This window comes from Mesorhizobium sp. M1409, from assembly GCF_040317535.1.
Lineage (GTDB): Bacteria > Pseudomonadota > Alphaproteobacteria > Rhizobiales > Rhizobiaceae > Mesorhizobium.
Genome location: NZ_JAMYKV010000003.1, coordinates 50542 through 77327 on the forward strand (window position 1 = coordinate 50542; position 26786 = coordinate 77327).

The window sequence follows — 26786 nt, forward strand, 5'->3', positions numbered from 1 at the left end:
GATCGGGCCAGCATTCGTTAGCCGCACCCTTGGCCGCCTCCATCAAACGGACTATCTCAGGGGAGGCGGCGTTTCCGCCATGGGGGTCGGCATGCTCAGAGTGCAAAAGGTCAAGGTCGACGAGATCTACGTGCCGACGGCGCGCAAGAAGACGCTGCATCCCGAGACCGTCCGCCATCTGGCCGAGGACATCCTGGAAAACGGCATGAAGACGCCAATCCAGGTCCGCCATGACGGCAAGCGCCATATCCTCGTCGAAGGCCTGCATCGGCTGGAAGCAGCAAAATGGCTCGGCGAGACCGAGATCGAGGCCTATCTGGTGCAAGCCAAGCGCCATTGACACGCCCTTCGTTCCAACCGGACCGACGCCCGCCAGGAACGTCGTCGCAAAAATTTCGCCGGCGGTGTCGGCTTGCGGTTCATCGGCTCGTCCTTGGGACGGAAGCCAGATCAAACCGACAGCCGAGGACATCTTCATGGCCACCAAGCTCGACATCGCCCCCACCAACGACCGTGAACTGGTTCTCGCCCGCGTCATCGATGCGCCGCGCGAGAACGTGTACCGCTGCTGGACCGATCCGAAGCTGGTCACGCAATGGTTCTCGCCAAAACCATGGACGACACCACGGGCCGAAATGGATGTGCGCAGCGGCGGCTCGAGCCTTGTCGTCATGGCTAGCCCGGACGGCAACGAATTCCCCAACCCCGGTGTCTTCCTCGAAGTCGTTCCCGGCAAGAAGATCGTCTTCACCGACGCCTACACAGAGGCTTGGGAGCCATCGGAAAAGCCGTTCATGACCGTGGTGCTGACCTTCGAGGACGAGGGCAACGGCAAGACCCGCTACATCGCTCGGGTCAGGCACTGGAGCGTCGCAGACCGCGAACAGCATGAGAAGATGGGTTTCCACGAGGGTTGGGGACAGTGCACCGACCAGCTCGAAGAACTCGCTAAAACTCTTTGATCGGCCAAACGCTTTGATCGGCATGACGCTTTGATATCGGCAGGAGAGGAGATCGATATGTTCAAAACCCTGTTTTTCGCCATTTTTGCTTCGGTCGTAGCACTCGTTGGCTGCCCGGGCACCACCAATGCAGAGGAGACAAAATCCGCCATGACGACTGAAACGAATGCACTGCCGAAGCTGGAAAAGTCCGGCCTGCTGCCGATCAACGGCCTGAAATATTATTATGCCATCTATGGCAAGGGCGAGCCGCTGCTTCTGCTGCATGGCGGTCTTGGCACCACGGATATGTTCGCGCCGATCCTGCCGAAACTTGCCGAAAACCGCACCGTCATCGGCGTCGACCTGCAGGGTCACGGCCGCACCGCGCTCGGCGATCGGCCGTTCAGCCTGGAGGCGATGGGCGACGACATGGCCGATATCGTCAAGGCGCTCGGCTACGACAAGATCGACGTCATGGGGTATTCCCTGGGCGGCGGCGTCGCATTCCGTCTTGCTGTCCAGCATCCCGAAGCGGTGCGCCGCCTCGTGCTGGTATCCACCGGCTATGCGGCCGACGGCTTCTATGACGAGATGCGCCCGCAGCAGGCGCAGGTGAGCGCGGCCGCCGCCGCGTTCATGAAGGACACGCCGATGTACAAATCCTATGTCGCGGTGGCGCCACATCCAGACGATTTCCCGAAACTGCTCGACGCGCTTGGCAATTTCATGCGCCAGAACTACGACTACTCGGCCGACGTCGCCAAGCTGAAGATGCCGGTCATGCTGGCCTATGGCGACAGCGATATGTACAAGCCAGAGCACGAGATCAAGTTTTACCAGATGCTCGGCGGCGGGTTGAAGGACGCCGGCTGGATGCGTGAGAACCTGTCGCGGAACCGGCTGGCGATCCTGCCCAACCGTACCCACTACGACGTCTTCTTCGCCCCGGAACTGACGGCCGCGGCCCTGCCTTTCCTCAATGGCGAGACCAAGGTGAAGACCTGGGACGAGGTGGTCGGCGAAACGGAATGACCGCCCAAACCGCCGGCTGTCTAGCGGCAGTCGGCGGATTTTCACGCGGTCATTACGATGGTTTCGATGTCATGGCCGCCCGCATCAGCATAAGCGATGACGTTGTATCAAAGCTTTTCAATTGACCCAAACGGTCCCGCCACTAACTTGCCCCTATTCTCTCCCACCAATGGATCCAGACAATGGCAAGATATGAGGGCGGATGCCTGTGCAAGGCGGTGCGCTACCGCGCGGACGCGGCCCCGATCAATGAGCGTATTTGCCACTGCCGCGTTTGCCAGAAGGCGATCGGCGCCGCCTTCAACGCACGTGTGCTGTTTCGCATCGACGATTTGACGGTCGACGGGCCGCTGGCGACGGTAAACTCCTCGCCGGACCTCAAGCGCGGCTTTTGCCCGAACTGCGGCACGACGATGTTTTCCCGGCGTGATTCCGCGGGGATTATCGGCATCACCACCGGTTCGCTCGACGACCCCACCGTTTTCAAGCCGCAAATGCATATTTTCACGGCCTCGAAGCAGCCCTGGCTGGTGCTCGATGACGGCCTGCCGCAGTACGAAGGCGCCCCGCCGCCAGGCTAGTTTTTCCTTCGGAACGGAGGGCGCAAGCCTGAACAAAATTTAATCCAAATCAACACGAGATAGCCGGCAAAGCGTCATTGGCGGGCCATCATTGTCTCCCTATTTATGGGTCGCGGGTACGGCATTCGAGGAGACGACGGATGAACGACAGCATCACCACCCTGGACGAGCTTTTGAGCGATCCGATGGTCCTGCTCGTGATGGAGCGCGACCGTGTGCGCCCCGAACAGGTGCGCATGCTGCTCGAACGGGTTCGCCGGCCTTCCGTCGATGAGCCCGTTGTTCCGCCGGCTCATGTGATCGCCAGGGCATGCCAGAAACTCTGGCTCTGCCCGTAATCGCGTTGCAATTTTCCCAGTGAATCTCAGACCGGCCCAAGCTGGGTCGGTTTTCAATCGCGCGCATGCCGGCGCATCAGCTTACAAATCCGTAAATTGATTATCTGGCCCATGACGATAAGGCTTGCCCGGGATTGATCTCGACTGGTCGGTCCGCGCAAGCCCGATCTCTCATACATGGAATTCGACGTTGGCCGACAGCACTCAAGGCCTGACACGGGCTTCGTCGGCCTGCCAAGGTGGCGTTCCTCGGCGTCGTGCAAGGCATCACCGAACTGCTGCCGATTTCCTCGACCGCCCAAGGGGCCTGATGCGTGTGCTGGAGCGTTTCTCGGCCTGGCCGTTTGTCATCTATCGCGGGGTGCTCGGCGTCGTCCTATTGCTGAGCGTGGCGATGGGCAGTATCGCTTGAAACGGGCTATATCCGTACTGGACCCCGAATCTGGATTCCAGCACGCGCATGGATTTCTTCACCCTTCTGCAATCGGTGCCGCTGCTGCTGGCGCTGGCCAAGGGCGCGCTGCCGTCGGTGGCGGCACTCGGCATGGGGTTTGGCCAATGGGTTGCCTTGCTGCCGCCATGCCGGGACTTAGTCTTCGAGGCGACCAGCTATCTCGTTTGCGAGGTCGACCCGAAGCGATATCAGGTCGAATTCTTCTGGAGGGATCCGGCGGGCAAGCCGTTTCAGTCTCTGCACAATCTCGCTGCCTCGCAGCGGGCGGCCGGGCGCACGATGCTGTTCGGCATCAATGCCGGCATGTATCACCCGAATCTCGCTCCGGTCGGTCTGTATGTCGAGCAGGGCCAGGAAATGGCTTCTGTGAAGACCGGGTCGGGAAGCGGCAATTTTTCCCTGCAGCCGAATGGCATTTTCTACATGCGCGACGGCAAGGCGGCGGTCCGCGCCACCAAGGATTTTGTGAAAAGGCGTCCGCCCGTCGACTATGCGACCCAATCCGGGCCGATGCTGGTGATCGACGGTAAGCTGCATCCGAAATTCCAGGCCGACGGCACCTCGCGCAAAACCCGCGACGGTGTCGGGGTGCGCAAGGACGGCGTCGCGGTCTTCGCGATTTCGAACGGCACGGTGACCTTCCATGCCTTCGCCCGTCTTTTCCGCGACGCGCTCGGCTGCAACAATGCGCTGTTCCTCGACGGCACGATATCCAGCCTGTTTGCACCGGCCATCGGCCGCAATGACGACTACTGGAATTTGGGGCCGATGATTGGGGTATTCAGGAAGAACGGCTAGCGCCCGAGGTCGCTTCCCGACCCCGCTTGGAACCCTCGCTCGGGCAAATAATCTTTGATTCAAACTTTATTGGTAATTTCTCATTCATAACTGATCCGGTTTGTCCGTTGGCTGTCGTTTTGCCCTCGGTCTGTTGTGTTTTGAGTACAGGTCCAGATGCGGATTTCGGGCGCCATCAGTTTCTTGATCGCATCGCTATGCCTTGCCGGCTGCACGTCGACGGCCGGCGTCGACGCTTTGGATTTGCAGAAGCCGTCGAGCGAAACCACCAGTTCCGTGATACGGCCGCCGGCGCCTATCGCGGCGGTGCCGCGGGCAATGCCCAGCAAGGCGCCGAGCGTCGAAATGGCGCCGGTCGACGAAAGTCCGCGGCCTTTCGGACTGGCGGAGGAAGAGACGGTGGCACTTTCTGCGCCTGATCCGTCGGACAGCGTCGAGCCCTCAATCGAGCCGGCGGCCCTGGTATCGCCGCCGAGGCTGCTCAGCCGCGCGGCGCCTCCGATGCTTGCCGGGCCGCTTACGCGCTATGGATTTCGCGATGCCAAGCCGATCAATTTCGGCAAGGCTTCGCCCCGTTACCTTGCCGTGCACGGCGTCGACGTCTCGCGCTGGCAGGGCAACGTCAACTGGAACAAGCTGCGCGCTCAGGGCGCCAACTTCGCCTACATCAAGGCCACCGACGGTGGCGACCACCTCGATCCGATGTTCACCAGGAACTGGCGCAATGCCGACGCCGCCGGCCTGAAGCGCGGCGCCTATCACTTTTTCTACTGGTGCCGTACGGCCGGCGAGCAGGCCGACTGGTTTATCCGCAACGTGCCCAGGGTCGAAGGCGCTCTGCCGCCGGTGATCGACGTCGAGTGGAACGGCGAGTCCAGCTGCAAGCGGCGGCCGTCGCGTGAAAAGGTGCTGGAGAAGATGCAGGTGTTCATGGACAGGCTGGAGCGCCATTACGGCCAGCGGCCCATCATCTACACCGCGCCCGATTTCTATCGCGACAATCTGCGCGGCGCCTTCCTCGATTATCCGTTCTGGCTGCGGGCGGTGGCGCGGCACCCGTCAAAGGTCTACCCCGATCGCAAATGGCTGTTCTGGCAGTATTCCGGCTCCGGCCTGTCGCATGGCGTCACCGGCCGCATCGACCTCAACGTCTTCCACGGCGACGAACGGCAATGGCGCGCCTGGGCCGGTGGCCGGATCTCCGTCGCCGACGCCAACTGAAGCAGCCGATCAGGCCCGGCGTTCCTTCGCGCGTGGCTGTTGCTGTTTGCGCTGCTCTTATCTGCGTGGCCGGCGACGCGATTCATCGAGGGTGGCATAGGCCAGGACCGCGGAGAATGACCCGAAATAGAGCAAGACCGCGGCCGTAATCATGAGGTCGTAAGTCGACACGTTGGTTCTCCCTTCGATGAGTGTCGAGAAGACAGCACGCACGGTGCATGTGCGTTGATCCAGATCAACGGAAGACAGTCGTTTCCAGATCCGAAGGGGAGGCTTCGCGAATAAACAAGACATTGCCGCAGCCTTGCTGTCTATGTGCAGGCTCCTGCACTCCTGGGGGGAGACGAGTTGGAACTCAAGATTTTGCTTGTCGGCTTTGCCTGCGTGGTCGCCGGCATGTTGTCGCTCATCACCTTCCTGAAATGGCGAGAGGTAAAGGCACTCAGCCGCTGGTTGCCGGCGCCGGGAAAGATCATCTCGTCGCGCGTCGAAGCCCGTGAAGTGAGGCGCTTGGGCGTTGGCTCGGATAGCACTGATACCACCGAAATGCGCAATTTTCCGGCGATCACCTTTGAATACAAGGTCGGCGGCAAGAAATTTCAAAGCTCGCGCTACAGCGTGAAGGAGAATTTGGGGAATTTCGGAGTCGCCGAAACCCTTGCGCAGTTTCCTCGCGGCGCGGAAGTGACCGTCTTCTACAATCCGGCCGATCCGGGCAAAGCCGTGATCGAGCGCACCATGCCGGACGGCGCCTTCAAGTTCATGGTGCAGCTTTCGGCAGGGTTGGTGATCGGCGCGGTTGTGCTGGTGTTTTCCGTCGGGGGCGTCCTGGAGGCTATCGGGCCGCATCTGCCCAAGCCGCAGAACCTCGGCGCGGGAGCGCTGCTGCTGTTCATGGGCCTGTTTGTCCTGCGCATGGGTTTCGCCCAGAAATCGTTGGCCGAGCAGGCGGCAAAATGGCCGGTCGCGGCCGGCCGCGTCGACGCGTCAGGCCTGCAGGCGCTGCGAAGCCATTCAGGCTATCGACGCTGGCGCACGGTCTTCAAATCGCGGATCGTCTACTCCTATGGCGTCGCCGGCCAGCGCTACAGTGCCGATCGCGTCACCTTCGGCGCCACCGTGACGGCTTCGCTGCTCGGCCTCGTCGGCGGTCAGGCACGGCAGTATGTCGAGGGCAGCAAGGTCGACGTGCGCTATGACCCCGCTAACCCCGCCTCGGCGGTGCTCGAATGCCGGGTGCGCGGCCTCTGGTTGCTGTGGGTCTGTTCGGTTGGCTTTCTCGGCGGCGCCGCGTTTCTGGTCGGGCTGGTGTGAGCGGACAATCGCTTCGGGTTCGGATTCGTACCCCAACCTTTTCCGGACGTTGGCGCCGCCCCTCATCTGCCTGCCGGCATCTTCTCCCCGTATAGTGACGGGGAGAAGGACGCTTTCGCGATGGATTTCGCCAATCTCCAGCGTTGCAGAATGGGTGCCGAGGTTGCGGCCGGCCCACTTCTCCCCGTCACTATACCTATCGGATTCACACATCTTTCTGCGGCGGCTAAAGAAACGTGAAATCAAAGACTTAAGTGAGGGCGATGTCGTCATGATCCCTTGGCGGCGCTAGGATGCAGGCGTTGAAAATGCTGGCATTTTTGACCTACCGTCCATGAGCGGAAAGAGATGTGTGAATGCCATAGGTCACTATACGGGGAGAAGTGCCCGGCAGGGCGATGAGGGGCGGCGCCGACTTCGACAATTGGTGGTCTCCGCCACAAGCGATCGCCCTGCTGGTGTGAGGCGCCGGATGCCTTCAGCAGCGGACGAGGGGCCCGCTGTCGAAGCCATGCCAGGTGAACCGCACCGTGGCGCCATGCTTGACGATACGGATGACGCGCGTGAACGGCTCCTCCAGTGACGGGTCCGACCCGTAGCACTGGCTGGCATGCACCACCCAGCCGGTGGCGGTTTTGCGGAAGGTCGCGTGCTCGCAGCCGAATTCGGGAAGCGACAGCGACGCCCGATCCACGGTGAACACAGTCTGGCTTTGGACGTCGGCGGTCGCACTGCAGTTCAGCCGGTCGCTGGACCATGCTCCGACATAGGGCGCCGCCGCCATCGCAGGGCCAGCCGCGAATGCGGACATCGTCATCGTCGTCATAAAGCGCCGCATCACCGGGTTTTCTCCTTCGTTGTTGCGCTCGACCATACAGACTGTTGGGAACGATACGGGATACGTTTCGTCCAGGCGTGGACAAACGCTGCCGTTCCGGATTTCGCTTATGCTTTTGCACGGATGATGCGACTGTGCGGGAGTACCCAGGCAACGCTTTCCCAGAGACATCTAATGATCACCCGCAAACTGGCCTTCGTCTTCCTGGGCCTGCTCGGTCCGATGCAGGCGGCGAGCGCCAGGGACTGTCTGCTGAGCCACGCCACCTATCGGGAACAGCGCTCGGGTGCCGTCATGCAATTTCGGCCGCTCGCCAACGAGCCGGCGGCGCTGACGGCGCAGGTGTTTTCGCTGACCGTGCCCAACACCGGCACAAGCCTGCCGGCCGACATCACCTGGACCAACGGCAAGAATTCCTTTCCGCTCGGCACCATCCGCCACACCTGCACCGACGACGACCGCGAAGCGGGCCTGCAGGACGGCAGCGGACTGTGCAGGATATGGGAGGGACAGGTCTATGCCTTGACCGGCGGCGGCGCCGAGCAGTTGAATTCGCGCGAAGCGACAGCGGCGCCGAAAGGGCTGCTTTTACCCGATTTCGGTGTGGCCTTCAGCGAATTGGCCGATTTCGCCAATGCCAATCCCGATGGTTCGGCCTGGGATGCCTTCACTTTGACAGGATGCAGCGATGAATAATGCCATGAAATCGATCATCTGGGTCAGCGCCCTGCTTGCATCCACGACGATATCCGCCGTGGCGGACGAGCCGGCGCCGTCGCGCCCGCCCATCGACAAATGCGTCTGGGAAAGGCTGTCCGACAGGAGTGTCGGGCTCGCCGCCTGGGTGCAGCGCTGCGATTTCGGCTTCCGTCAGATCCACTTCGAATTCGCCGGCAATGCGCTCGCCATCAAATACAGCGATGGCGGCGCCGCCGACCCTCTTGTCGAGGTCTTCGACATCATATCAGGTGAAACCGCCGAGGCCGCCTTGCAGCGCCTGTTCCTGCAAAAGACCGACAAGGCAGTCAGCGCCCGCTGCGTGCTGGCGCCTTACACCGAGGGCACAGTTCCCGCCGGCATCAAGCGCTATACATTCAGCCCCGACGCGGCCTACGCGAAAGAACTGAAAGCGGTGGCCGACCCCAACGAGGTTCCAGAGCCACCCTGCGGCGACTGGGGCGAAATGCCAGACGGCATCCAGTATTTCGAGGTGCCCACGGGTGAGGCGCGCAAACTGCTGTTCGTGCGAATAGGCCAGGACGAGTCGCTGTTTGACGAGCAGACGCTGTACGTGTTGCCGGCGGGGTAGGAGGCGGGATCCGAGCCGGTCCGGATGAGCGAGGCGCCGGGTCTGTCTTCTATGCCTCTACGTATTCCGCGAGGCTGACGCCGTTAGGCACGTCCAGCCCATCGGCGCGCAAACCTTCGATGTGAAAGCGGATTGCGTCGCGAATCTCGGTTTCCACCTCAGGTACGGTCGCACCGGTCGCGATGCAGCCGGGGAGGTCCGGCACATAGGCGGAGAAATTATCTCCTGCTTTTTCAATCACGACCGCGTAACGCATGTCATCACTCCCTTAAGTGGACTAACTTAACCAACTTGGATGCCGACGCCGCAGCCTGCCATACGATTCCCTTCTAGTATCATACCGCCGACCTGGATGTTGCGATCGTTGAATTTGACGGGCACAGGTGCAGGCATATCACCTGTAAAGAAGCAGAAAACGACGTTTTCCTCGGCAGGAATTCCGAATTCGGCGGAGATATTCTCGTCTTCGGTGCTCAACGATTTCCTATCTTTGAATTCGATTTTGACGTTAACTTGATGGATAGTCGATTTGAATAAAAGCGTTCGCGCGGCCGGCGGCGTCTCGATGTCATCTACATTTATTTTGGCGGTCCAATCGTTCATCCGCATTTCGAATATTCTATTCATGCAAACATCATATATATTCAAAGAAAGAGTATCGCATCCGAATTCATCTTTTTCAAAATAGATTACGTCTATTCCCCCTACGCGAAGCATACTATCGCATTGATAGGCATAAGTTCCACCGCAAACGAAAATGGTGTGTTTTCTACGCCACTGAAAGCTACTTTGGACAAAGGTATGATTGGGTCGCTTAAGACTCGTAAGTTGATCGTTTGTGAACGCTCCCGAATCGGCGGCAGCATGATGTTCAGCACATAAGGCGATCATGCCCTGTTGATCGTGATGGTTTTGCTCGGCCCAGGTAGGATTGAAATGGTGATATTCCAGGTGCGGAGAACCGCACATCGGGCATCCGAAGCCGACTTCCGCTCGAAGCCGTCGTCGAACGTCAACAGGCGGCGTTCTTGAGATCGATTTGATTTCTGACATGAGTGCTCCGGTCGTGTTGTTAAAGCAAACTGAGCCGTACCCTTTTTGTTCCTTTTGCCATTTCGGCCCGATCTTGCGACCGGGCCGAAATGTTGCGTTTAGGGGGCCTCATCATCAGAATTTTCTCAGCTGCACCCGCTCGTGGCACCACACGTATCGCACTTCTCACAAGTCCCGTTCCGCACCATCGTAAAATTCTGGCACTCGGAGCAGGAATTGCCGGTGTAGCCCTGGAGCAGCGATTTGGCGCGGCGGTCGTTGGCGAGTTTCTTGGCCTCGGCCGCCTCAAGGGCTGCGGCATCGGTGAACAAGCCTGCCGTGGCGTCGGATGCAGCCGCTTCCTCGAAGGTGATGTCCTCGGCCAGTTCCTTCGCTCGCTCCTCATAGTCGCGCTTGTAGGCGACCGCTTCGTCGCTGGCCGGTTTCAGGGCCAGCACGTTGGAGCCGGAGAAGGCTGTCGGCACCGAGCGGGCAGGGGCGCCCGAGGGAGCCGCAAAGCCTTTCGGATCGTTGCCGCTGACGCGCGACACCAGCTTCACCGGCGAGGCGCCACGGGTCAGGCCCTTGGAGACCGCGTCCGTCTTGCCTTCGCTGATGCCGCGGCCAAGTGCGGTGTTGGAAAAGTCCGACTGGTCGACATGGGCGAGGTCGTTGCGGCCGAGATAGGAGATCGCCAGCTCGCGGAACACGTAGTCGAGGATCGACGTCGCGCTCTTGATGGCGTCGTTGCCCTGCACCATGCCGGCTGGCTCGAATTTGGTGAAGGTGAAGGCGTGCACATATTCGTCGAGCGGCACGCCGTACTGCAGGCCGAGCGAGATGGCGATGGCGAAGTTGTTGAGAAGGCCACGCAGCGTCGCGCCTTCCTTGTTCATGTCGATGAAGATCTCGCCGAGGCGGCCATCGTCATATTCGCCGGTGCGCAGGAAGATGGTGTTGCCACCGATCTTGGCCTTCTGCGTATAGCCCTTGCGGCGGCCGGGCAGCTTTTCCTGCTCGCGCGACACGCGCTCGATGATGCGCTCGACGATCCGCTCGGTGATCTGTGCCGCGCGCGCCGCCGCCGGTGCGGCGATCAGTTGCTCGAGAGCTTCGTCCTCGTCGTCCTCGACATCGGCGAGCAGCGAGGAATTGAGCGGCTGCGACAGCTTCGAGCCGTCGCGGTAGAGCGCGTTGGCCTTCAGCGCCAGCTTCCACGACAGCATGTAGGCGCCCTTGGCGTCTTCCACCGTGGCATCGTTGGGCATGTTGATGGTCTTGGAGATGGCGCCGGAGATGAAGGGCTGTGCCGCCGCCATCATCTGGATGTGGCTGTTGATCGACAGCGAGCGCTTGCCGATCTTGCCGCACGGGCTGGCGCAGTCGAACACGGCGAGGTGTTCGGGCTTGAGGAAGGGCGCGCCTTCCAGCGTCATCGCACCGCAGACATGGATGTTGGCGGCCTCGATGTCCTTCCTGGAGAAGCCCAGCGCCTGCAGTATCTCGAACGAGAAGTCGTTGAGCTGCTCGTCGGAGAACCCGAACGTCTCCTTCACCCAGTCGGCGCCGAGCGTCCACTGGTTGAAGACGAACTTGATGTCGAAGGCCGACTTCAGCGCTGCATTGAGCGCCGCGATCTTGTCGTCGGTGAAACCCTTGGCCTTGAGCGCGCCGGGGTTGATGGCCGGCGCCTGGTTGAGATTGCCGTGGCCGACCGCATAGGCCTCCATCTCGCCGATCTGGGCCTCGGAGTAGCCGAGCGTGCGCAGCGCTTCAGGCACGGCGCGGTTGATGATCTTGAAGTAGCCGCCGCCGGCCAGCTTCTTGAACTTGACCAGCGCGAAATCGGGCTCGATGCCGGTGGTGTCGCAATCCATGACCAGGCCGATCGTGCCGGTCGGCGCGATCACGGTTGCCTGCGCATTGCGATAGCCATGCTCCTCGCCAAGCTCGATGGCGCGGTCCCAGGCGGCCTTGGCGTGGGTTGCGAGTTCCGGCTGCTTCAGGTCGGAGGCGACCAGCGGCACCGGATTGACGGCGAGCTTCTCATAGCCCTGCTTCTCGCCATAGGCGGCACGGCGGTGGTTGCGCATGACGCGCAGCATGTTCTGGGCGTTGCGGTCGTAATCGGCGAAGGCGCCAAGCTCGCCGGCCATCTCAGCCGACGTGGCATAGGCGACACCGGTCATGATCGCGGTGAGGGCGGCGCAGATGGCGCGGCCCTCGTCGGAATCGTAGGGAATACCCGAGGTCATCAGCAGGCCGCCGATATTGGCATAGCCGAGGCCGAGCGTGCGGTATTCATAGGACTGCTTGGCGATCTCCTTCGACGGGAACTGCGCCATCATGACCGAGATTTCCAGCACGATGGTCCACAGCCGTACGGTGTGCTCGTAAGCGGCGATGTCGATGGTGCCGTCGGCGTTGCGGTAGGGCAGCAGATTGATCGAGGCGAGATTGCAGGCCGTGTCGTCGAGGAACATGTATTCAGAGCACGGGTTGGACGCCCGGATCGCACCGGCGGAAGCGCAGGTGTGCCAGTCGTTCATCGTCGTGTTGAAATGCAGGCCCGGATCCGCAGATGCCCAGGCGGCATAGCCGATCTTTTCCCACAGATCCCGTGCCTTCAGCGTCTTCAGCACCTTGCCGTCCTTACGGGCGGTCAGGTGCCAGTCGGCATCGTCCTCGACAGCGCGCAGGAAGTCGTCCTTCAGCGACACCGAATTGTTGGAGTTCTGGCCCGAAACCGTGAGGTAGGCATCCGAATCCCAGTCGGTGTCGTAAGTCTTGAACGACATCGACGAATAGCCCTGCTTGGCGAACTGGATGACGCGGTAGATGCAGTTCTCCGGCACGGCGGATTTCTTGGCCGCCTTGATCTCGCGCTTCAGCGCGGAGTTGATCGATGGATCGAAGCAGTCGTCGCCATTGCCTTCGCAATTGACGCAGGCCTTCATGATCGCTTCGAGATGCTTCTTGACGATCTTGGAGCCGGTCACCAGCGAGGCGACCTTCTGCTCTTCATTGACCTTCCAGTCGATGAATTCCTCGATATCGGGGTGGTCGGCATCGACGATGACCATTTTCGCGGCGCGCCGCGTCGTGCCGCCCGACTTGATGGCGCCCGCCGCGCGGTCGCCGATCTTGAGGAAGCTCATCAGGCCGGACGAGCGGCCGCCGCCCGACAGCTTTTCGCCTTCGCCGCGCAGCAGTGAGAAGTTGGAGCCGGTGCCGGAGCCGTATTTGAACAGACGCGCTTCACGCACCCAAAGGTCCATGATGCCGCCCTCGTTGACGAGGTCGTCCTGCACGCCCTGGATGAAGCAGGCATGCGGCTGCGGATGCTCGTAGGAGGATTTCGACTTGGTCAGCTTGCCGGTGAACGGGTCGACATAGAAGTGGCCCTGGCTCGGGCCGTCGATGCCATAGGCCCAATGCAGGCCGGTGTTGAACCATTGCGGTGAATTCGGCGCCACGCGCTGGGTGGCCAGCATGTAGGCAAGCTCGTCCCGGAAGGCGCGCGCGTCTTCCTCCGACGACTTGAAGTAGCCGCCCTTCCAGCCCCAATAGGTCCAGGTGCCTGCCAGCCGGTCGAAGACCTGGCGGGCGTCGATCTCGGAGCCGTAGCGCTCGGCTTCCGGCAGTTTGGCAAGTTCCGCCTCGTCGGCGACGGAGCGCCACAGGAAGGAGGGGACGTCGTTCTCCTCGATCTTCTTCAGGCGTGCGGGGACACCGGCCTTGCGGAAATACTTTTGCGCCAGGATGTCGGCGGCGACCTGGGAGAACTGCGCCGGCACATCGATGTTGTCCAAGCGGAACACCACCGAACCATCCGGATTCTTGATCTCCGAAAGCGCCTTGCGGAATTCGATCTCCGCATAGGCAGATTGTCCTGGCTTGGTGAAACGACGCTCGATGCGCATTGGTCCGGTCCCTTTTGTCTATATATAGCGCTTTCGTCAGGGGAATTTCTGCCCCCAATGCGAAACACGCATGTCCGCGTCTGCCGGCGTTCGAAAACGGCCGGCTCTCCATTTCGCGGTCTCCGCCGGCCCTGCTGGTCAAAACTCCTTGCGAAGTAACTGTCCAACGCGCCGACGAACCCCACGGGTCCCTCAAAACTGATTTTTTCGATTCCCTCACTTGAGGGAGATTCACACTATCTAGCGTCGAACGTACCTGCAAACACTAAATATAGTGTTAACAGACAATTTATTCAAGCCTGACAATTGTCCCAATTGTCCCCAATCGCCCCACAATTCCAACGCTTCCGCCGGCCTCGTAAACGGGCGGAAATGCGAGCAAAAACGCACATAATCCGGGAAAAATACCGGGCTCAGAACTTTCCGGTCGCACTCTCAACAGAAGCGCATGGCCTATAAAAGGCGACTCGTTTTGCGCCGTCAAGGATTCGTTTGCGTAGCTTTTGTGACCCCAACATCTTGTGTGTCACATATGTGGATAACGGGGATAGAAACCGGCGCGGCGATCGCAATTGCCGCCCAATGGGAGACGTGGATGCGGGCGATGTTCACACTATTGCCAGGGCAAGGGGGTGAGGCACGCGCTTGCCCCCAGGTTCCGACAGGATCAGCCGTAGTGCAGCCGGGGCTTTGGCTCGGTGCCGGTGAACTGCACGCCAAGGCGGTCATTGCGCCGCCAGCGAACCTCGCACCGATAGGCAATGCCGTCGAGCGGCACATAGAGAAGGAAGCGATCGGGAACCCGGGCTTCGAGTGGTATCTTCAGTTCGGCGCCGCCTTCGTGCTGATTGCGCAGCGTGCAACCGACTTCCGAATTCGAAATTCCGGTGATGATCGACCCGCCCTTGAGCACGCGCGGACGATGCTCGCGCTGGGGATCGCCGGACTCGTTCGGAATTGGATTTGCGGGGTTCGCCATCGATGAAAATACCAGAGCTGCCGAATCGTACCCTTGATTCCTTAGCAAAGCATTCACGTCGATGCGCGGCGCAGCGTGTCTCGCCTTTGAAAAAACCGTTCCGCTTGCCCTTGCAAACCGATCCGGTTTGCAGGCAGCGCGATGCCGCCGCTCAATGTCGCGTCAGGGGAAGCTGTGCGGGTCGGCGCAGAAATAGGCGATGATCTGGCAAAGGTCGGGTTCGTTGATCATGCGCACGGCTTCGCTGGAACTGACCCATTTGCGGGTGCGGGAGTGTTTTTCCTTCCAGCGGTCGGCGATCTTGTCGACGTGCAGCGGGAACACCAGGACCTCGCACGGCACTTCTTCGCCGGAAGCCAGCACCTTGGCGTAGAAGTAGCGGCCGGCTTCGAGATGAGAGATACTCCCCCGCAGCCCAGCTTCCTCGGCGGCTTCGCGCGCCGCGGCCTCGCAGAGCGGCTCCCTGGCCTCGGGCCAACCCTTTGGCAACACCCAGCGGCCGGTATCGCGGCTGGTGATCAGCATGATCTCGACACCGTTTCCGGCATCGCGCCAGGGCAGGGCGGCGACCTGAAGGCGGCACGGCGCCGTGCCGAAGAGCCGTCGGACCCTTTCGGCCAGATGATTGTGCGTCGTTGGCCTCGTCAACATCGAAGAAGCTAGCCCCAGCCTCCGGAATCGTTTGCCGTCTCACGAATCTTAGGGCTAATTGTCGGCAATAAAAGTAAAAAATTTCATTCGTCCGGCCGATTTCCGCCAATAGACGTCGATTTCGCAAAATATCCGGCCTGCCGGGCTTATTCGCGAAAGCAAATAATGCCCGTGCAAGCTGCTGATCTGTAACAGCCAGGTTGTTGCGAATCAGCTGGCGTGGTCGTCGGCGATCGGCTTCTGGTAGGTGAAGCCCATGTCCCACGGAAAATAGATCCAGGTGTCCTGGCTGACTTCGGTGACAAAAGTATCGATCAGCGGCCGGCCTTTCGGCTTGGCGTAGACGGTGGCGAAATGCGCCTTCGGCATCATCGCGCGCACGATGCCCGCCGTCTTGCCGGTATCGGTCAGGTCGTCGATGATCAGCACGCCGGCGCCATCGTCGGCCAGCAAGGCCGGCGTGATCTCTTTCAGCACCTGCAGTTGCCCCTGGCTGGTATAGTCGTGATAGGAGGCGACGCAGACCGTCTCGATGACGCGGATGCCGAGTTCGCGCGAGATGATCGCCGCGGGGACCAGCCCGCCTCGCGTGATGCAGACGATCGCTTTCCACTGCCCCTTGTTGGCGCCGGCAAGCCGCCAGGCGAGCGCCCGGGCGTCACGATGGAACTGGTCCCAGGAGACCGGAAAGGCTTTTTCGGGAAGGGACATGTCGCGCACTCCGCAGCACGCGGGGATCGCGCGCAAGAAAACAGGGGAATGCGCGCGGAATTAGCTGGAAAGCCCCCATCTTGGCAAGAGCATGGGCCTTGGCAAGAGCAGGGGTCTTGGCAAGAGCAGGGGCCTTGGCAAGCGCAGGCCTGACCGATCGCGGTGGACTTCAAACGCGTCGCATCGAAACAGATGCATGCGATCCGCTCCAAGTCTGCATGTCGTTGTCTCAAAACTCGCGACCTGCGCGACATGCGTCAACGCGACAGGAAGGCTGCTACCGGCGCGGTGCGCAGCACACTGCGCGTCACGCCGCCGAACAGAAGTTGTCGCAGCCAGGAGTGGCTGTAGGCGCCGAGCACCAGCAGATCGGCGCCGGTCTCCGCGATCCTGGTCTGGATGATGTCGTCGATCGAATTGCCTCCCGACTGCTGCAGCGAGACGCTGACGGTGGCGCCGTGGCGCGACAGCGCTGACGCGATTTCGGCGCCGGCGGCCTCCGCGCTGTCGTCGAGCGTTTCAGGCGGATCGATGACCAATATCTCGGTCTTCTCGGCTTCGATGATGAAGGGCAGCGCGTCGAAAGCGGCGCGCGCCGCCTCCTTGCTGCCGTTCCAGGCGAGCAGGACGTGTTTGAAGGTGGTGATCAGCGGACCCTCATGCGGCACCACCAGCACCGGCCGGCCGGCATCATAGACCAGCGTGTCGACATCAGCGCTCGGGTCACCGCCCGTTTCGCGTTGCGCCGCAATGATCAGGTCAGCGGCGCGCACGCTCGAAATCCCGGTCAGCGCACTGTCGCCCGAAAAGCTCTCCAGGCTTCGCCACTCGAAGGACAGGCCGGAATCCTCGATACGTCTGAGGAAAGTCGCCTGCAGTTTTTCGGCACGCTCGCGGTTCATGTCGGCCGAAACCTGCAGGAATTCAGTGTCCGGAAAGCCCGTGGCCGAGGTGTAGGGCACGGGAAGCGTTTCGGCGTGGATGCCGATCAGATGGCTCTGGAACCGGGTGGCGAGAGGAATGGCGCAGTCGAGCACGCGCTCCGCGTCCTGCTCGTTCTGCAGAATGGCGACGATGGTTTTGAAGCGCATGATAATCCCTCAATCTACGAGCTACCGAACTCGTGCCGAGGAAACGTTGCAGCTTCGTGCTTGGTTCCGGTCTGGACCAGATCAGCCGGGATTGCTGGCGAACCCGGCCACCATTGCCTCGACATCGGTACGCGCGGCATCCAGGGCCTCCTGGTTGCGGGCACGCACCACCAGTTCGGTCCAGAACTTGCCGTCGCCATATTTCGGATAGGAGCCGATGATCGTGTCCGGATGCGCTTTCTGGATATCGCCAAGCGGCCCGCCGATAAGGCCTTCGCCGAATGGGCAGGGCACGGTTGCCGACAGCATTTTCGTGCCGGCCTTTAGCGTCGGCACGACATTGTCGAGCATGGCCTGGAAGATCGACGGCACACCGGCCATGACATGGACGTTGCCGATACGGAAGCCGGGTGCAACGGACACCGGGTTGTCGATGAGATCGGCACCGCGTGGCATCCGTGCCATGCGTTTGCGGGCCTCCGTGTATTCGATGCCGCGCGCCGCGTAACTTGCCTCCAGCAGTGCATAGGCCTTGGCATCGTACTCGCAAGGCACGCCGAAAGCCTTGGAAATGGAATCGGCCGTGATGTCGTCATGCGTCGGGCCAATGCCGCCGGTGGTGAACACATAGGTGTAACGGGCGCGCACGGCATTCACCGCGGCAATGATCTCGTCTTCCTCGTCCGGGACGATGCGCACCTCCTTCAGGTCGATGCCGATCGCCGTCATGATATCGGCGAGATGACCGATGTTCTTGTCCTTGGTTCGGCCGGATAGAATCTCATCGCCGATGACGAGCATGGCGGCGGTCACGATTTCAGGCATGGGAGGCTCCGGTATGACGGGTGGCCTGAGATAGCGCGGCGCGGCGGCGGCCGCAATGCCGCCGGAACGGTGAACAATCCGCACCCGAGATATCCATTGCCTACGGACAGGGTGCCGCGTCACGGAAGTCGACCGTCGAAACGGGCGGCCTTCGCGCTCGCCGTTTCGACGGAAGGTTGCACCTGGATCGGGGGAAGCTAAGCTCATGCGGGTTCTGGTCCGGTGAACAATGATCTTGCCGATTCTGTCATGGCTTCTGGGCACGCTGTTCCTGCTGGCGGTCCTGGGGATCGCCAGTCTGGTGCTGGCGACGCTGTGGATCGCCGCCAAGGCTGAAAGGCTGGTGCCGCCGGTCGGAAAATTCATCGAGATCGGCGGCAACCGCATCCACTATGTCGATCAGGGTGAGGGGCAGCCGATTGTCTTCGTGCACGGGCTTGGCGCCCAACTCCATCATTTCCGGCACACTCTGTTCGAACGGTTCGGTCCGGGCTACCGGTTGATCGCGCTCGATCGACCGGGGTCGGGCTATTCGGTGCGAGCGCGCAGCGCCACGGGCCGGCTGCCCGAACAGGCCGAGATCGTGCGACGCTTCATTGAAGCCCTGGGACTGGAAAGGCCGCTGGTGGTCGGTCACTCGCTGGGCGGCGCCGTCGCGCTGACCCTGGCCGTGGAGCATCCCGAGGTAATTTCCGGCATCGCGCTTTTGGCGCCATTGACCCATCTGGAAGCCGGCATGCGCGAAAAGTCCGGCTTGCTCTATATCCCCTCACGCCTGCGGCGCTGGATCATGGCTTACACCATGGCGATACCGACAAGTCTCCGATATGCGCGGCCTACAATGGAATTCATCTTCGCGCCGCGGGTTTTTCCTGCCGACTACATGGTCGACGCAGGTGGATGGCTCGGGCTGAGGCCAACCCATTTCTACGCCACGTCCTCCGATGTCGTCGCAGTCGAGCAAGATCTCGGCCGCATCGAGCAGCGCTATGGCGAGATCGTCATGCCGGCTGGCATTCTCTTCGGAACGGCCGACCGCGTCATCGATATCCGTACCCACGGCGAGCCAATGCAGGACAAGATCGAAACACTTGATTTCGAATCTGTCGGCGGCCTCGGCCACATGCCTCAATTCAATGAGCCGGACCGGGTCATTGCCTTCATCAAACGCCTTGCGGCACGTGCGTTTTCCAAGCCGACATCAAACCGGCTTCACAACAATTTCAAGGAACCATTCGGCTGAATGCCGGGTTTTACCCCGTGTCGCACCCAAGACGACGAAGATATGGAGTAATTCAAAATGTACACAAAACTACTCGCAGCATCCGTCCTGACGATCGGTCTTGCCACAGCGGCGATGGCGCAGTCGTCGGATAGCAACTATTCCAACCATAGCTGGTGGTTGTTCGGCAATGAAGACCGGACGACTGTCGATCCCAACACCACCGGTAGTATCAGTGCGGACGGCTCCGGGTTGAACACTTTGGGCAATACCGGCGGGATTGGCCCATGTGCCGATCACACGCCCGGTCCAGACGCCAATGCCGGGCTGAACGTCAACGATCGGTACTGCGGCAAATAGGGCCACGCGGCGGTTGCTGGCCGCGGAGCGTTTCCTCTCCGGACGTCCGCGGCCGGCGTCCCGCTCAATGCCAAAAACTGACTGTAGATCCCAAACTAGTCGGAAACCTCTGTCTGAGGCCGATCCCGGCCGTCGGCCAGTTCCTCATGCCATTCGCCATCGGCATCTTCGTATTGGATGCCGTCCGTGGCTCCGGCGATCCGTTGCTCGGCCGAAGCGATTTCGGCGGCGCGCAATGCGTCCTGATGGGTGGGAAACGTCTCCGAGAAGGTCGCTCCGACCTTGTAGGCCCAACCGCCGTCATGCTCGACGATCTTATAAGTCAGCTTCGCCATGAAAACCTCCGGTTGAAAGGTCCGTCCGCTCAGTGCAGCCGGTCGTCGGGCAGTTGGTCGTCGGGCACCAGAACTTCCGATTCCTTGGCGGCTTCAATCAGCGCCCGGCGCGCATCCGCTGTCGAACGATAACCTTCCAGCACTTTGAGGCAAGTGTCGAGGGCATCACGATGGCGCGGGCCGCGATTGAGCGGCCACACGGTCATCAGGCATTCCGCCGCCTCCTGGGCGCTGCGGATATGGCGATATTTGCCGACGTGCCCAAGTTCGACGACGACCGGCACTTCAAAAGGTTTGTTGTCCATCATGGCCGCAACGCAAAGCAGCCAATTTGGTTGCAAACGTGGCCTTCAGCGTGCGCCCAAACGTCTCAGAGCCTGTTTGGAGGCTGCCATCCGACCGGGAGCGACTCGAAAACAGCCGCTCAGTAGCCGCAGTCGTTGCGCAGCCAGCGTGCGTTTGCCCAGCCGGTCCGGCCGCCGATTTCGACCTGATACCAGTTGCCGCGTCGGTCGAAGATCTCGGTATGATCGCCATTGAACAACTGGCCGATCATCCGCGACGACGAATTCGGCCGTGTCCGCACGGCAAGAAAGCCGCTGCCGGTCGATAGATTGTAGCGGCCGGACAGGCCGTGCACCGTGCCCTCGCAATATTGTGCGCCGGCCGGCGTCGACGTGCCGATCCAAAGTCCGGCCACAACGGTCAGCGCCGCAACCGGCAAGAATGCCTTGAACGCCATGATTTCCTCCCAAGCCCTGCCGCGCCCGCCGCGGCCTCACCGAACGTAACAGTTTGCGGCGAGAATTGAAGCGGGGCAACTGTCCAAAGCCAGGGGGCGCCGGTATCGGGAGAACGGGCCGATCAGCCCGCCGCCTTCATCCAGTGCTGCATGGTGGTCACCGATCGCGCAAGCTGCGGCGCCGGGTGGATTGTCTCGCTGAACGTCGCCGCCGCGCGCCATCCCCAGCGCGGATCGGCCAGGAAGGCGCGCGCCAGCGCCACCATGTCGGCACGGCCGTCGGCAACGATCGCTTCGGCCTGCTTCGGATCGTCGATCAGGCCAACCGCGCGGGTCGGAATGCCGGCACCCTTGCGCACGGCCTCCGCCAGATGCACCTGGTAGCCCGGACCGGTGGGCAATTTCTGCAACGGCGAATTGCCGCCGCTCGAGCAGCAGAGATAGGCGACGCCCGCGTCCTTGAGTGCTTTCGCCACTTCGATCGCATCCTCGACGTCGAAGCCGCCATCGACCCAATCCTTCACCGACAGCCGCGCGCCGAGCATCAGCTTTGGCGTTGCCTTGCGCACCGCCTTGGCAATCTCGACGACAAGGCGCATGCGGTTTTCCAGCGAGCCGCCCCAACGGTCGGTGCGCTGGTTGGACAATGGCGACAGGAACTGGAAGATCAGATAGCCATGCGCGGCATGCAGCTCGAGGAAGTCGAAGCCCGCGCGTTCGGCCCGCCTTGCCGCGTCTGCGAAGCGTTCGATGAGGTGCAGGACTTCCTCCTCCTCCAGCGCGCGCGGCACGTTCCAGCCGGTGTCGTAGGCGATCGCCGACGCCGACACGGTCTGCCAAGGATCCTCGTCTGGCTGCAGCGGTCCGCCGCCCTCCCACGGCTTGCGATTGGAGGCTTTGCGGCCGGCATGGGCAAGCTGGGAGCCGAACTTCGTGCCGGGAGCGGCGACGCGTCTTGCCGCATCGAGTGCCCGACGGGCGGCAGCCTCATTGTCTTCGGAATAGAGGCCGAGGCAACCATGCGTGATGCGTCCGCGCCGCTCGACATCGGTCATCTCGACCGTGACCATGCCGGCGCCGGACATGGCAAGGTTCATCCAATGGTAGAGATGCCAGTCGCTGGCCGAGCCGTCTTCGGCCGAATACTGGCACATAGGCGCGACAGCGATGCGATTGGGAAAGGTAAGGCCGTCGAGGGTGATCGGCTGGAAAAGCGATGTTGTCATGAAAAGGGGCTCCGGGGAGGGGTTAGCCGCTATTTAGGCAACCGATCGAGTCTACGCCAGACACGAGGCGGTGAACCGGCTTCTGGACCAATCACTGAGGGCATTGCCGAAACGCCGGTTCGCGGCTAGGCCTCGACCCGATAGCATGGAGACCATGATGGAAGATCGCGTTCGCATCCGTTCGGAGGAAATCCTCTCCGATGACTGGGCTGTCCTGAAGAAGACCGTCCTCGACTACCGCCGGCGTGACGGACAGTGGGAGACGCAGGTGCGCCAGACCTATGATCGCGGCGACGGCGCGGTGATCCTACCTTACGATCCCTCGCGTTCGACCGTGCTCCTGGTGCGCCAGTTCCGCTATCCCGCCTACGTCACCGGCCACCGCGAGCCGCTGATCGAGGCCTGTGCCGGCCTGCTCGACGAAAACGATCCGGAAACCTGTATCCGCAAGGAAGCGGAGGAAGAACTCGGCTACCGGCTGCGGAACGTGGAGCGGTTGTTTTCGCCCTATATGAGCCCGGGCAGCGTCACCGAACGGCTCTGGTTCTTCATCGCCCGCTATTCGCCCGCCGATCGCATCTCGGCCGGCGGCGGCGCGGCGGGCGAAGGCGAGGACATCGAGGTGCTGGAAATGCCGCTCGACGAGGCGCTGGCCGGCATTGTCGACGGCCGCATTGTTGATGCCAAGACCATTATCCTGATCCAGCACCTGAAGCTGAACCCGATGCCGGCTTGAGTGCCGGCTATCCGGCGATCTGAAAAATTGTCGCTGGTGCGGACGACGGGAATCGAACCCGTACGATCAGAGATCGAGGGATTTTAAGTCCCTTGCGTCTACCAATTCCGCCACGTCCGCAGGCCAGCCCTTTTCAGACGCCAGACACAGGCCGTCAAGTCGTGTTCTTGGGCCTTGGCCGAACGTGCGAACAGACCGGCGGCTTGGCCATACTGGCGCGATCACGGAATTTTCGGCGCCGCGGGCATTGGTACGATGTTTGTGCGGCGGATTTGATCCGCCAAGGCCGGCGTCTCCCAGGCCCAACCCATTCCCCCGCCCACTGGGAGCGTCGGCCGCCCCAATTCCTTTTGAAATAGCTCCGCAAGCTCCGTCGTGGCCGGCAGCGCCACAACAGTGGGCTGGTTCAGAACTTGTAGCTCAAATTGATACCGACCGTGTTGAGCTTCACGTCCTGATCGCGATCGTTAAAGGGTTCCGCTACGTCGTAGTGCTCGGAGCCGAAATCATAGTAGCGATATTGCGCGCCGACGACGAACTTGTCGGTCAGCGCGTAATCGACGCCGGCGCCCAGGGTCCAGCCGATATTCGTGCGCGTGCTGGCGAACGCCGGACCAGCGACTTGCGACGTCTCGATGCCGGCAAAGGCGACGCCGCCAATGCCGTAGACCAGCAGGCGATCCACGGCGTAGCCGGCCTTGGCGTTGACCGATCCGAACCATTTGATGTCGGTGCCGAATGTGCTTCCCAGGCCCGATTCCGTCGTGCCGTCGATCGAGGAATAGTTGAGTTCGGCCTCGGCGCCGAGCACCGCCTGGTCGAACTGCCACAGGCCGGCGACATGGCCGCCGACGAACCCGCCGTCAATGTCGGGCGTGATGGAAAACGGCGCGCCTTCTGTTCCTGATATGTCGGATTGGCCCCAGCCATAGCCAGCCTGCAGGCCGGCATAATAGCCCGTCCAGTCGAAGCCGGGCGCGGTCATCGGCACGTCGGCACCGATGTCCGCCGCGAACGCCGACCCGCACATGAGGACAAGATAGCCGGTACTGGCAAACGTCAAACGACGCATCGAGTTCTCCGAAATGACGGTTCAGAAAATCCTGCCGGGACGATAACCGTTTTCGTCGCAAAACGGAATCCCATTGTTCAACAGTTGTGATTCACCTGTTGCTGCACAGAATCTCCCTATTTGGCGTCGATGAAGTCCAGCACCGCCTGGCTATATTCATCCGGCGCTTGCAGCATGGCGAAATGACTGGCGTTGGGCAGGATGATCAGCTTCGCGCCTGGGATGGCGGAGGCTATGTATTCGGTGTGTTCGCGCTTGATCGCCTCATCATGGTCGCCGGCAACGATCGCCGTCGTCGTGGTGATCTTGGCGAGCTGTTCCTTGGTCCACGCCGGCTCGCTCTCCCACATATGGCTGATTTGCGCCACGAAGGCGTCATACTGGTCCGGCGTTTTCGACATCCTCTTGTAGTCGCGGCCGGAGCGGTCGATGTAGGCGGCAAAGGTCTTGTTGGTCATCACGCCCGGATCGACACCGTCGGTGGTTACGTTGGCCGCTTGCGCAAAGAGTCTGGTCAGCCGCTCTGGATGATGCAGCGCGATGTCGATGCCGATAATGCCGCCATCGCTCCAGCCGACAAGCGCGGTCTTGTCGATCTTCAGGTAGTCGAGCAGCGCGAGATAATCCGACGCCATCAAGTCGTAGCCGTAAGGCTGCTCGGTGCGGGTGGAGCGACCATGGCCACGGCTGTCGGCGACGATCACCTTGTGCGTTTTGGAAAGCGTCGCCACCTGGCTGGCCCAGATGTCGGCGTGGCCAAGGCCGCCATGGATGAGCAGCACCGGGTCGCCCGCGCCGAAAACGGCGTAGTACATCTGGATGCCGTTCACCGGCGCATATCCGCTCTGATCGGGTTCGGGCATGGCCGCGGGCTCCGGCAAGGTCTGCCAACGTTCCTCGGCGGCGGCAAAAGTGGTTGGCGCGGCGAACAGGACGACGATGGCGAACGCTTTCCAAAAACGGGTCATGTTTCCCTCTTACGGCTCGGTCCGCGGACAGCATTGCGTTTTGGCCAGATTAGTCAACAAGCCCGGCCGCCGTCGGATGTTGGACCGACGGCTCTGGCGGCGCCCGCCCACATTTGCGAGACTGGGCGCAACCGAGGAATCGCCAATGACGAAAGCCAAGCCCGCAAGGCCCGCAAAACCCAAACCCTGGACCGAGATGGCGACACATCTGGTCGATGTCGCCATGGGGCGAAAGCCCGCCGACCTGGTCGTCCGCAACGGCCGCTGGGTGAATGTCCATTCAGGCGAGATCATCGCCGGCACCGACATCGCCATTGCCGGCGGGCGCTTCGCCTATTGTGGGCCGAACGCCAGCCATGCCATCGGCCAGGGCACCAAGGTGGTCGACGCCGGCGGGCGCTATCTGGTGCCCGGCCTCTGCGACGCGCACATGCATGTCGAGAGCGGCATGGTGACGGTGACCGAGTTCTGCCGGGCGGTCATCCCGCACGGGACCACGTCGATGTTCATCGACCCGCACGAGATCGCCAATGTGCTGGGGCTGCCAGGCGTGCGGCTGATGCATGACGAGGCCGTTGCCATGCCCATCAACGTGCATGTGCAGATGCCGTCTTGCGTGCCTTCGGCGCCGGGGCTGGAACATGCCGGCGCCGAACTGACGGTCGCCGATGTGGCGGAAGCGATGACCTGGGAAAACATCATCGGGCTTGGCGAAGTGATGAATTTCCCCGGCGTCGCCGCCAACGATCCGGTGATGTCGGGCGAGATCGCCGCGACGGTCAAGGCAGGCAAGACGGTCGGTGGCCACTATGCCTCGCGCGACCTCGGCCTGCCGTTCCATGGCTATGTCGCCGGCGGCCCGGAAGACGACCACGAGGGCACGCGCGCCGAGGACGCCATTGCCCGTGTGCGCCAGGGCATGAAGGCGATGCTGCGGCTGGGCTCGGCCTGGTACGACGTCGCCTCGCAGATCAAGGCGGTGACGGAGAGCGGGATCGACCCGCGCAACTTCATCCTGTGCACCGACGACAGCCATTCCGGCACGCTGGTTCATGAAGGCCATATGGACCGCGTGGTGCGCCACGCCATCCAACAGGGGTTGAAGCCGGTGACGGCGATCCAGATGGCGACGCTCAACACAGCCCAGCATTTCAAACTGGAGCGCGAGATCGGCTCGATCGCGCCGGGGCGGCTGGCCGACCTGCTGATCGTCTCGGATCTCGCCGCAATGGCAATCGATGAGGTCTATGCACGCGGCGTCAGGCTGGCCAAGGGCGGCAAGCTCGAAATCGACATTCCGGCCTATGATTATCCGAAGACGGCGAAGAACACCGTCAAGCTCGGCAAGAAGCTGAAGGCCCACGACTTCGACATCGCCGCTCCCAAGGGCGCCAACGAGGTGCGGGTGCGCGTCATCGGCGTCATCGAGAACCAGGCGCCGACGCGGGCACTGGAGGCCGATCTGCCGGTAGAGGACGGGCTGGTCGCCATGGATCGCCGCAACGATGTCTGCCAGATCGCGCTGGTCGAGCGCCACAGAGGCACGGGCGGCGTCACCAACGCCTTCGTCTCCGGCTTCGGCTACATGGGCGACTGCGCCATGGCGTCCAGCGTGGCGCATGACGCTCACCACATCATCTGCGTCGGCACCAACAAGCAGGACATGGCGCTGGCCGTGAATCGTCTGGGCGAGGTCGGCGGCGGCGTCGTGCTGTTCTCCAAGGGCAAGGAACTGGCCCTGGTCGAAATGCCGATCGCCGGGCTGATGTCGGACGAGCGGGCTGAAATCGTCGCGGCCAAGGCGGACAAGCTCACCGAGGCGATGCGCAAGATGGGCTGTTCGCTAAACAACGCCTATATGCAGCACTCGCTGCTGGCGCTGGTTGTCATTCCGGAGCTCAGGATTTCCGATGTCGGACTGATCGACGTGACGACTTTCCAGAAGGTCGATCTCTTCGTCTAGGGTATATCGATATTCGGGTGAGGCCGGCCTGCGAATGGTGGCTTTCTGCGCTTCCGGTGCTCACGTACTTAAAGTACGCTCCGCTCCGGTTCTCGAAAGCCGCCATTCTCGACTCGGCCTG

The 26786-nt window shown here is 61.7% G+C and carries 31 protein-coding genes, 1 tRNA gene and 1 pseudogene; 16 read left to right on the forward strand and 17 right to left on the reverse strand.

Going from position 1 to position 26786, the window contains the following annotated elements; all coding sequences use genetic code 11:
• Window positions 1–91: 91 nt before the first annotated feature.
• From NKG99_RS03215 to NKG99_RS03250, 8 genes and pseudogenes are all read left to right on the forward strand, one after another.
• The gene (locus NKG99_RS03215) at window positions 92–340 is read left to right on the forward strand and encodes a ParB N-terminal domain-containing protein (protein ID WP_013532091.1); all 249 of its coding nucleotides are present in this window, start codon (window positions 92–94) and stop codon (window positions 338–340) included.
• Between the two features lie 136 nt (window positions 341–476).
• A complete protein-coding gene (locus NKG99_RS03220) occupies window positions 477–962 on the forward strand; it encodes an SRPBCC family protein (protein WP_352864067.1) in 486 nt (161 codons plus the stop codon).
• A 57-nt stretch (window positions 963–1019) separates the two neighbouring features.
• Entirely contained in the window at window positions 1020–1976 is a 957-nt protein-coding gene (locus NKG99_RS03225; protein WP_352864070.1) for an alpha/beta fold hydrolase, read from the forward strand.
• Window positions 1973–2101: a hypothetical protein gene (locus tag NKG99_RS03230; protein ID WP_352864073.1), complete on the forward strand. Its 129-nt coding sequence runs from the start codon at window positions 1973–1975 to the stop codon at window positions 2099–2101. The genes NKG99_RS03225 and NKG99_RS03230 overlap by 4 nt, the downstream gene beginning before the upstream one ends.
• 57 nt (window positions 2102–2158) lie before the next feature.
• Window positions 2159–2557, forward strand: coding sequence for a GFA family protein (locus NKG99_RS03235; protein WP_352864076.1), 399 nt, complete (start codon window positions 2159–2161; stop codon window positions 2555–2557).
• A gap of 140 nt (window positions 2558–2697) precedes the next feature.
• The gene (locus NKG99_RS03240) at window positions 2698–2895 is read left to right on the forward strand and encodes a hypothetical protein (RefSeq protein WP_352864079.1); all 198 of its coding nucleotides are present in this window, start codon (window positions 2698–2700) and stop codon (window positions 2893–2895) included.
• Window positions 2896–3199: 304 nt separating this feature from the next.
• Window positions 3200–3307 (forward strand): annotated as a pseudogene (locus tag NKG99_RS03245) (undecaprenyl-diphosphatase); the annotation flags it as partial.
• A 48-nt stretch (window positions 3308–3355) separates the two neighbouring features.
• Window positions 3356–4147, forward strand: a complete 792-nt coding sequence (locus NKG99_RS03250; protein ID WP_352864081.1) for a phosphodiester glycosidase family protein — start codon at window positions 3356–3358, stop codon at window positions 4145–4147.
• 80 nt (window positions 4148–4227) lie between these two features.
• Here the strand turns inward: NKG99_RS03250 and NKG99_RS03255 are convergent, their stop codons facing one another.
• Window positions 4228–4476 carry a hypothetical protein gene (locus NKG99_RS03255; RefSeq protein WP_352864083.1) on the reverse strand — a complete coding sequence of 83 codons (249 nt, stop codon included), beginning with the start codon at window positions 4474–4476 and terminating at the stop codon, window positions 4228–4230.
• Here NKG99_RS03255 and NKG99_RS03260 point away from each other — a divergent pair.
• The gene (locus NKG99_RS03260; protein ID WP_502910906.1) at window positions 4391–5368 is read left to right on the forward strand and encodes a glycoside hydrolase family 25 protein; all 978 of its coding nucleotides are present in this window, start codon (window positions 4391–4393) and stop codon (window positions 5366–5368) included. The genes NKG99_RS03255 and NKG99_RS03260 overlap by 86 nt on opposite strands.
• Before the next feature lie 348 nt (window positions 5369–5716).
• Window positions 5717–6682 (forward strand): DUF3592 domain-containing protein, encoded by a 966-nt coding sequence (locus tag NKG99_RS03265; protein ID WP_352864089.1) that lies wholly within the window; start codon window positions 5717–5719, stop codon window positions 6680–6682.
• 478 nt (window positions 6683–7160) lie between these two features.
• Here NKG99_RS03265 and NKG99_RS03270 read toward each other — a convergent pair whose 3' ends face one another.
• The gene (locus NKG99_RS03270) at window positions 7161–7520 is read right to left on the reverse strand and encodes a hypothetical protein (protein WP_352864091.1); all 360 of its coding nucleotides are present in this window, start codon (window positions 7518–7520) and stop codon (window positions 7161–7163) included.
• Between the two features lie 174 nt (window positions 7521–7694).
• On the opposite strand from NKG99_RS03270, the gene NKG99_RS03275 reads away from it, so the two are divergent.
• The gene (locus NKG99_RS03275; protein ID WP_352864094.1) at window positions 7695–8216 is read left to right on the forward strand and encodes a hypothetical protein; all 522 of its coding nucleotides are present in this window, start codon (window positions 7695–7697) and stop codon (window positions 8214–8216) included.
• On the forward strand, window positions 8209–8829 hold the full coding sequence (locus NKG99_RS03280; protein ID WP_352864096.1) for a hypothetical protein: 621 nt from the start codon (window positions 8209–8211) through the stop codon (window positions 8827–8829). The genes NKG99_RS03275 and NKG99_RS03280 overlap by 8 nt, the downstream gene beginning before the upstream one ends.
• 49 nt (window positions 8830–8878) lie before the next feature.
• On the opposite strand, the gene NKG99_RS03285 is transcribed toward NKG99_RS03280, so the two are convergent.
• The 8 genes from NKG99_RS03285 to NKG99_RS03320 form a co-directional block, all read right to left on the reverse strand.
• Window positions 8879–9085: a type II toxin-antitoxin system HicB family antitoxin gene (locus tag NKG99_RS03285; protein WP_352864099.1), complete on the reverse strand. Its 207-nt coding sequence runs from the start codon at window positions 9083–9085 to the stop codon at window positions 8879–8881.
• A gap of 26 nt (window positions 9086–9111) precedes the next feature.
• Window positions 9112–9882, reverse strand: a complete 771-nt coding sequence (locus NKG99_RS03290; protein ID WP_352864102.1) for a hypothetical protein — start codon at window positions 9880–9882, stop codon at window positions 9112–9114.
• A gap of 125 nt (window positions 9883–10007) precedes the next feature.
• On the reverse strand, window positions 10008–13784 hold the full coding sequence (locus tag NKG99_RS03295) for a vitamin B12-dependent ribonucleotide reductase (RefSeq protein WP_352864105.1): 3777 nt from the start codon (window positions 13782–13784) through the stop codon (window positions 10008–10010).
• 667 nt (window positions 13785–14451) lie between these two features.
• Window positions 14452–14763, reverse strand: coding sequence for a PilZ domain-containing protein (locus NKG99_RS03300; RefSeq protein ID WP_352864108.1), 312 nt, complete (start codon window positions 14761–14763; stop codon window positions 14452–14454).
• A 162-nt stretch (window positions 14764–14925) separates the two neighbouring features.
• Window positions 14926–15414, reverse strand: coding sequence for an NUDIX hydrolase (locus tag NKG99_RS03305; RefSeq protein WP_352864110.1), 489 nt, complete (start codon window positions 15412–15414; stop codon window positions 14926–14928).
• A 210-nt stretch (window positions 15415–15624) separates the two neighbouring features.
• A complete protein-coding gene (gene gpt / locus NKG99_RS03310; RefSeq protein ID WP_352864113.1) occupies window positions 15625–16125 on the reverse strand; it encodes a xanthine phosphoribosyltransferase in 501 nt (166 codons plus the stop codon).
• Between the two features lie 257 nt (window positions 16126–16382).
• The gene (locus NKG99_RS03315; protein WP_352864116.1) at window positions 16383–17216 is read right to left on the reverse strand and encodes a universal stress protein; all 834 of its coding nucleotides are present in this window, start codon (window positions 17214–17216) and stop codon (window positions 16383–16385) included.
• A gap of 81 nt (window positions 17217–17297) precedes the next feature.
• Window positions 17298–18041, reverse strand: a complete 744-nt coding sequence (locus NKG99_RS03320; protein WP_352864118.1) for a competence/damage-inducible protein A — start codon at window positions 18039–18041, stop codon at window positions 17298–17300.
• Between the two features lie 229 nt (window positions 18042–18270).
• On the opposite strand from NKG99_RS03320, the gene NKG99_RS03325 reads away from it, so the two are divergent.
• Window positions 18271–19284, forward strand: a complete 1014-nt coding sequence (locus NKG99_RS03325; protein ID WP_352864121.1) for an alpha/beta fold hydrolase — start codon at window positions 18271–18273, stop codon at window positions 19282–19284.
• A 57-nt stretch (window positions 19285–19341) separates the two neighbouring features.
• Window positions 19342–19623, forward strand: coding sequence for a hypothetical protein (locus tag NKG99_RS03330; protein WP_352864124.1), 282 nt, complete (start codon window positions 19342–19344; stop codon window positions 19621–19623).
• A gap of 95 nt (window positions 19624–19718) precedes the next feature.
• On the opposite strand, the gene NKG99_RS03335 is transcribed toward NKG99_RS03330, so the two are convergent.
• The 4 genes from NKG99_RS03335 to NKG99_RS03350 form a co-directional block, all read right to left on the reverse strand.
• Entirely contained in the window at window positions 19719–19958 is a 240-nt protein-coding gene (locus NKG99_RS03335) for a DUF2188 domain-containing protein (protein WP_023759465.1), read from the reverse strand.
• A 29-nt stretch (window positions 19959–19987) separates the two neighbouring features.
• Window positions 19988–20266 carry a DUF982 domain-containing protein gene (locus tag NKG99_RS03340; RefSeq protein ID WP_352864128.1) on the reverse strand — a complete coding sequence of 93 codons (279 nt, stop codon included), beginning with the start codon at window positions 20264–20266 and terminating at the stop codon, window positions 19988–19990.
• A gap of 116 nt (window positions 20267–20382) precedes the next feature.
• Entirely contained in the window at window positions 20383–20700 is a 318-nt protein-coding gene (locus NKG99_RS03345; protein ID WP_352864130.1) for an SH3 domain-containing protein, read from the reverse strand.
• A 122-nt stretch (window positions 20701–20822) separates the two neighbouring features.
• Window positions 20823–21926, reverse strand: a complete 1104-nt coding sequence (locus tag NKG99_RS03350) for an NADH:flavin oxidoreductase/NADH oxidase (protein ID WP_352864132.1) — start codon at window positions 21924–21926, stop codon at window positions 20823–20825.
• Window positions 21927–22083: 157 nt separating this feature from the next.
• Here NKG99_RS03350 and NKG99_RS03355 point away from each other — a divergent pair, with 157 nt between their 5' ends.
• The gene (locus NKG99_RS03355; RefSeq protein ID WP_352864135.1) at window positions 22084–22662 is read left to right on the forward strand and encodes an NUDIX domain-containing protein; all 579 of its coding nucleotides are present in this window, start codon (window positions 22084–22086) and stop codon (window positions 22660–22662) included.
• A gap of 34 nt (window positions 22663–22696) precedes the next feature.
• Here NKG99_RS03355 and NKG99_RS03360 read toward each other — a convergent pair.
• The 3 genes from NKG99_RS03360 to NKG99_RS03370 form a co-directional block, all read right to left on the reverse strand.
• Window positions 22697–22782 (reverse strand) — tRNA-Leu (locus NKG99_RS03360).
• Window positions 22783–23068: 286 nt separating this feature from the next.
• Window positions 23069–23734 carry an outer membrane protein gene (locus NKG99_RS03365; RefSeq protein ID WP_352864137.1) on the reverse strand — a complete coding sequence of 222 codons (666 nt, stop codon included), beginning with the start codon at window positions 23732–23734 and terminating at the stop codon, window positions 23069–23071.
• Window positions 23735–23850: 116 nt separating this feature from the next.
• Window positions 23851–24702, reverse strand: a complete 852-nt coding sequence (locus NKG99_RS03370; protein WP_352864140.1) for an alpha/beta fold hydrolase — start codon at window positions 24700–24702, stop codon at window positions 23851–23853.
• Window positions 24703–24847: 145 nt separating this feature from the next.
• Between NKG99_RS03370 and ade the strand changes: the two genes are divergently transcribed.
• Entirely contained in the window at window positions 24848–26665 is a 1818-nt protein-coding gene (gene ade / locus NKG99_RS03375) for an adenine deaminase (protein ID WP_352864143.1), read from the forward strand.
• Window positions 26666–26786: the final 121 nt, after the last annotated feature.

Excerpts from the sequence above, each read along its gene's own strand:
- NKG99_RS03215 (WP_013532091.1), top strand. The coding sequence starts at position 92 with ATGCTCAGAGTGCAAAAGGTCAAGGTCGACGAGATCTACGTGCCGACG.
- NKG99_RS03220 (WP_352864067.1), top strand. The coding sequence starts at position 477 with ATGGCCACCAAGCTCGACATCGCCCCCACCAACGACCGTGAACTGGTT.
- NKG99_RS03225 (WP_352864070.1), top strand. The coding sequence starts at position 1,020 with ATGTTCAAAACCCTGTTTTTCGCCATTTTTGCTTCGGTCGTAGCACTC.
- NKG99_RS03230 (WP_352864073.1), top strand. The coding sequence starts at position 1,973 with ATGACCGCCCAAACCGCCGGCTGTCTAGCGGCAGTCGGCGGATTTTCA.
- NKG99_RS03235 (WP_352864076.1), top strand. The coding sequence starts at position 2,159 with ATGGCAAGATATGAGGGCGGATGCCTGTGCAAGGCGGTGCGCTACCGC.
- NKG99_RS03240 (WP_352864079.1), top strand. The coding sequence starts at position 2,698 with ATGAACGACAGCATCACCACCCTGGACGAGCTTTTGAGCGATCCGATG.
- NKG99_RS03250 (WP_352864081.1), top strand. The coding sequence starts at position 3,356 with ATGGATTTCTTCACCCTTCTGCAATCGGTGCCGCTGCTGCTGGCGCTG.
- NKG99_RS03270 (WP_352864091.1), bottom strand. The coding sequence starts at position 7,520 with ATGCGGCGCTTTATGACGACGATGACGATGTCCGCATTCGCGGCTGGC.
- NKG99_RS03275 (WP_352864094.1), top strand. The coding sequence starts at position 7,695 with ATGATCACCCGCAAACTGGCCTTCGTCTTCCTGGGCCTGCTCGGTCCG.
- NKG99_RS03280 (WP_352864096.1), top strand. The coding sequence starts at position 8,209 with ATGAATAATGCCATGAAATCGATCATCTGGGTCAGCGCCCTGCTTGCA.
- NKG99_RS03285 (WP_352864099.1), bottom strand. The coding sequence starts at position 9,085 with ATGCGTTACGCGGTCGTGATTGAAAAAGCAGGAGATAATTTCTCCGCC.
- NKG99_RS03290 (WP_352864102.1), bottom strand. The coding sequence starts at position 9,882 with ATGTCAGAAATCAAATCGATCTCAAGAACGCCGCCTGTTGACGTTCGA.
- NKG99_RS03295 (WP_352864105.1), bottom strand. The coding sequence starts at position 13,784 with ATGCGCATCGAGCGTCGTTTCACCAAGCCAGGACAATCTGCCTATGCG.
- NKG99_RS03300 (WP_352864108.1), bottom strand. The coding sequence starts at position 14,763 with ATGGCGAACCCCGCAAATCCAATTCCGAACGAGTCCGGCGATCCCCAG.
- NKG99_RS03305 (WP_352864110.1), bottom strand. The coding sequence starts at position 15,414 with ATGTTGACGAGGCCAACGACGCACAATCATCTGGCCGAAAGGGTCCGA.
- gpt (WP_352864113.1), bottom strand. The coding sequence starts at position 16,125 with ATGTCCCTTCCCGAAAAAGCCTTTCCGGTCTCCTGGGACCAGTTCCAT.
- NKG99_RS03315 (WP_352864116.1), bottom strand. The coding sequence starts at position 17,216 with ATGCGCTTCAAAACCATCGTCGCCATTCTGCAGAACGAGCAGGACGCG.
- NKG99_RS03320 (WP_352864118.1), bottom strand. The coding sequence starts at position 18,041 with ATGCCTGAAATCGTGACCGCCGCCATGCTCGTCATCGGCGATGAGATT.
- NKG99_RS03325 (WP_352864121.1), top strand. The coding sequence starts at position 18,271 with ATGATCTTGCCGATTCTGTCATGGCTTCTGGGCACGCTGTTCCTGCTG.
- NKG99_RS03330 (WP_352864124.1), top strand. The coding sequence starts at position 19,342 with ATGTACACAAAACTACTCGCAGCATCCGTCCTGACGATCGGTCTTGCC.
- NKG99_RS03335 (WP_023759465.1), bottom strand. The coding sequence starts at position 19,958 with ATGGCGAAGCTGACTTATAAGATCGTCGAGCATGACGGCGGTTGGGCC.
- NKG99_RS03340 (WP_352864128.1), bottom strand. The coding sequence starts at position 20,266 with ATGATGGACAACAAACCTTTTGAAGTGCCGGTCGTCGTCGAACTTGGG.
- NKG99_RS03345 (WP_352864130.1), bottom strand. The coding sequence starts at position 20,700 with ATGGCGTTCAAGGCATTCTTGCCGGTTGCGGCGCTGACCGTTGTGGCC.
- NKG99_RS03350 (WP_352864132.1), bottom strand. The coding sequence starts at position 21,926 with ATGACAACATCGCTTTTCCAGCCGATCACCCTCGACGGCCTTACCTTT.
- NKG99_RS03355 (WP_352864135.1), top strand. The coding sequence starts at position 22,084 with ATGGAAGATCGCGTTCGCATCCGTTCGGAGGAAATCCTCTCCGATGAC.
- NKG99_RS03365 (WP_352864137.1), bottom strand. The coding sequence starts at position 23,734 with ATGCGTCGTTTGACGTTTGCCAGTACCGGCTATCTTGTCCTCATGTGC.
- NKG99_RS03370 (WP_352864140.1), bottom strand. The coding sequence starts at position 24,702 with ATGACCCGTTTTTGGAAAGCGTTCGCCATCGTCGTCCTGTTCGCCGCG.
- ade (WP_352864143.1), top strand. The coding sequence starts at position 24,848 with ATGACGAAAGCCAAGCCCGCAAGGCCCGCAAAACCCAAACCCTGGACC.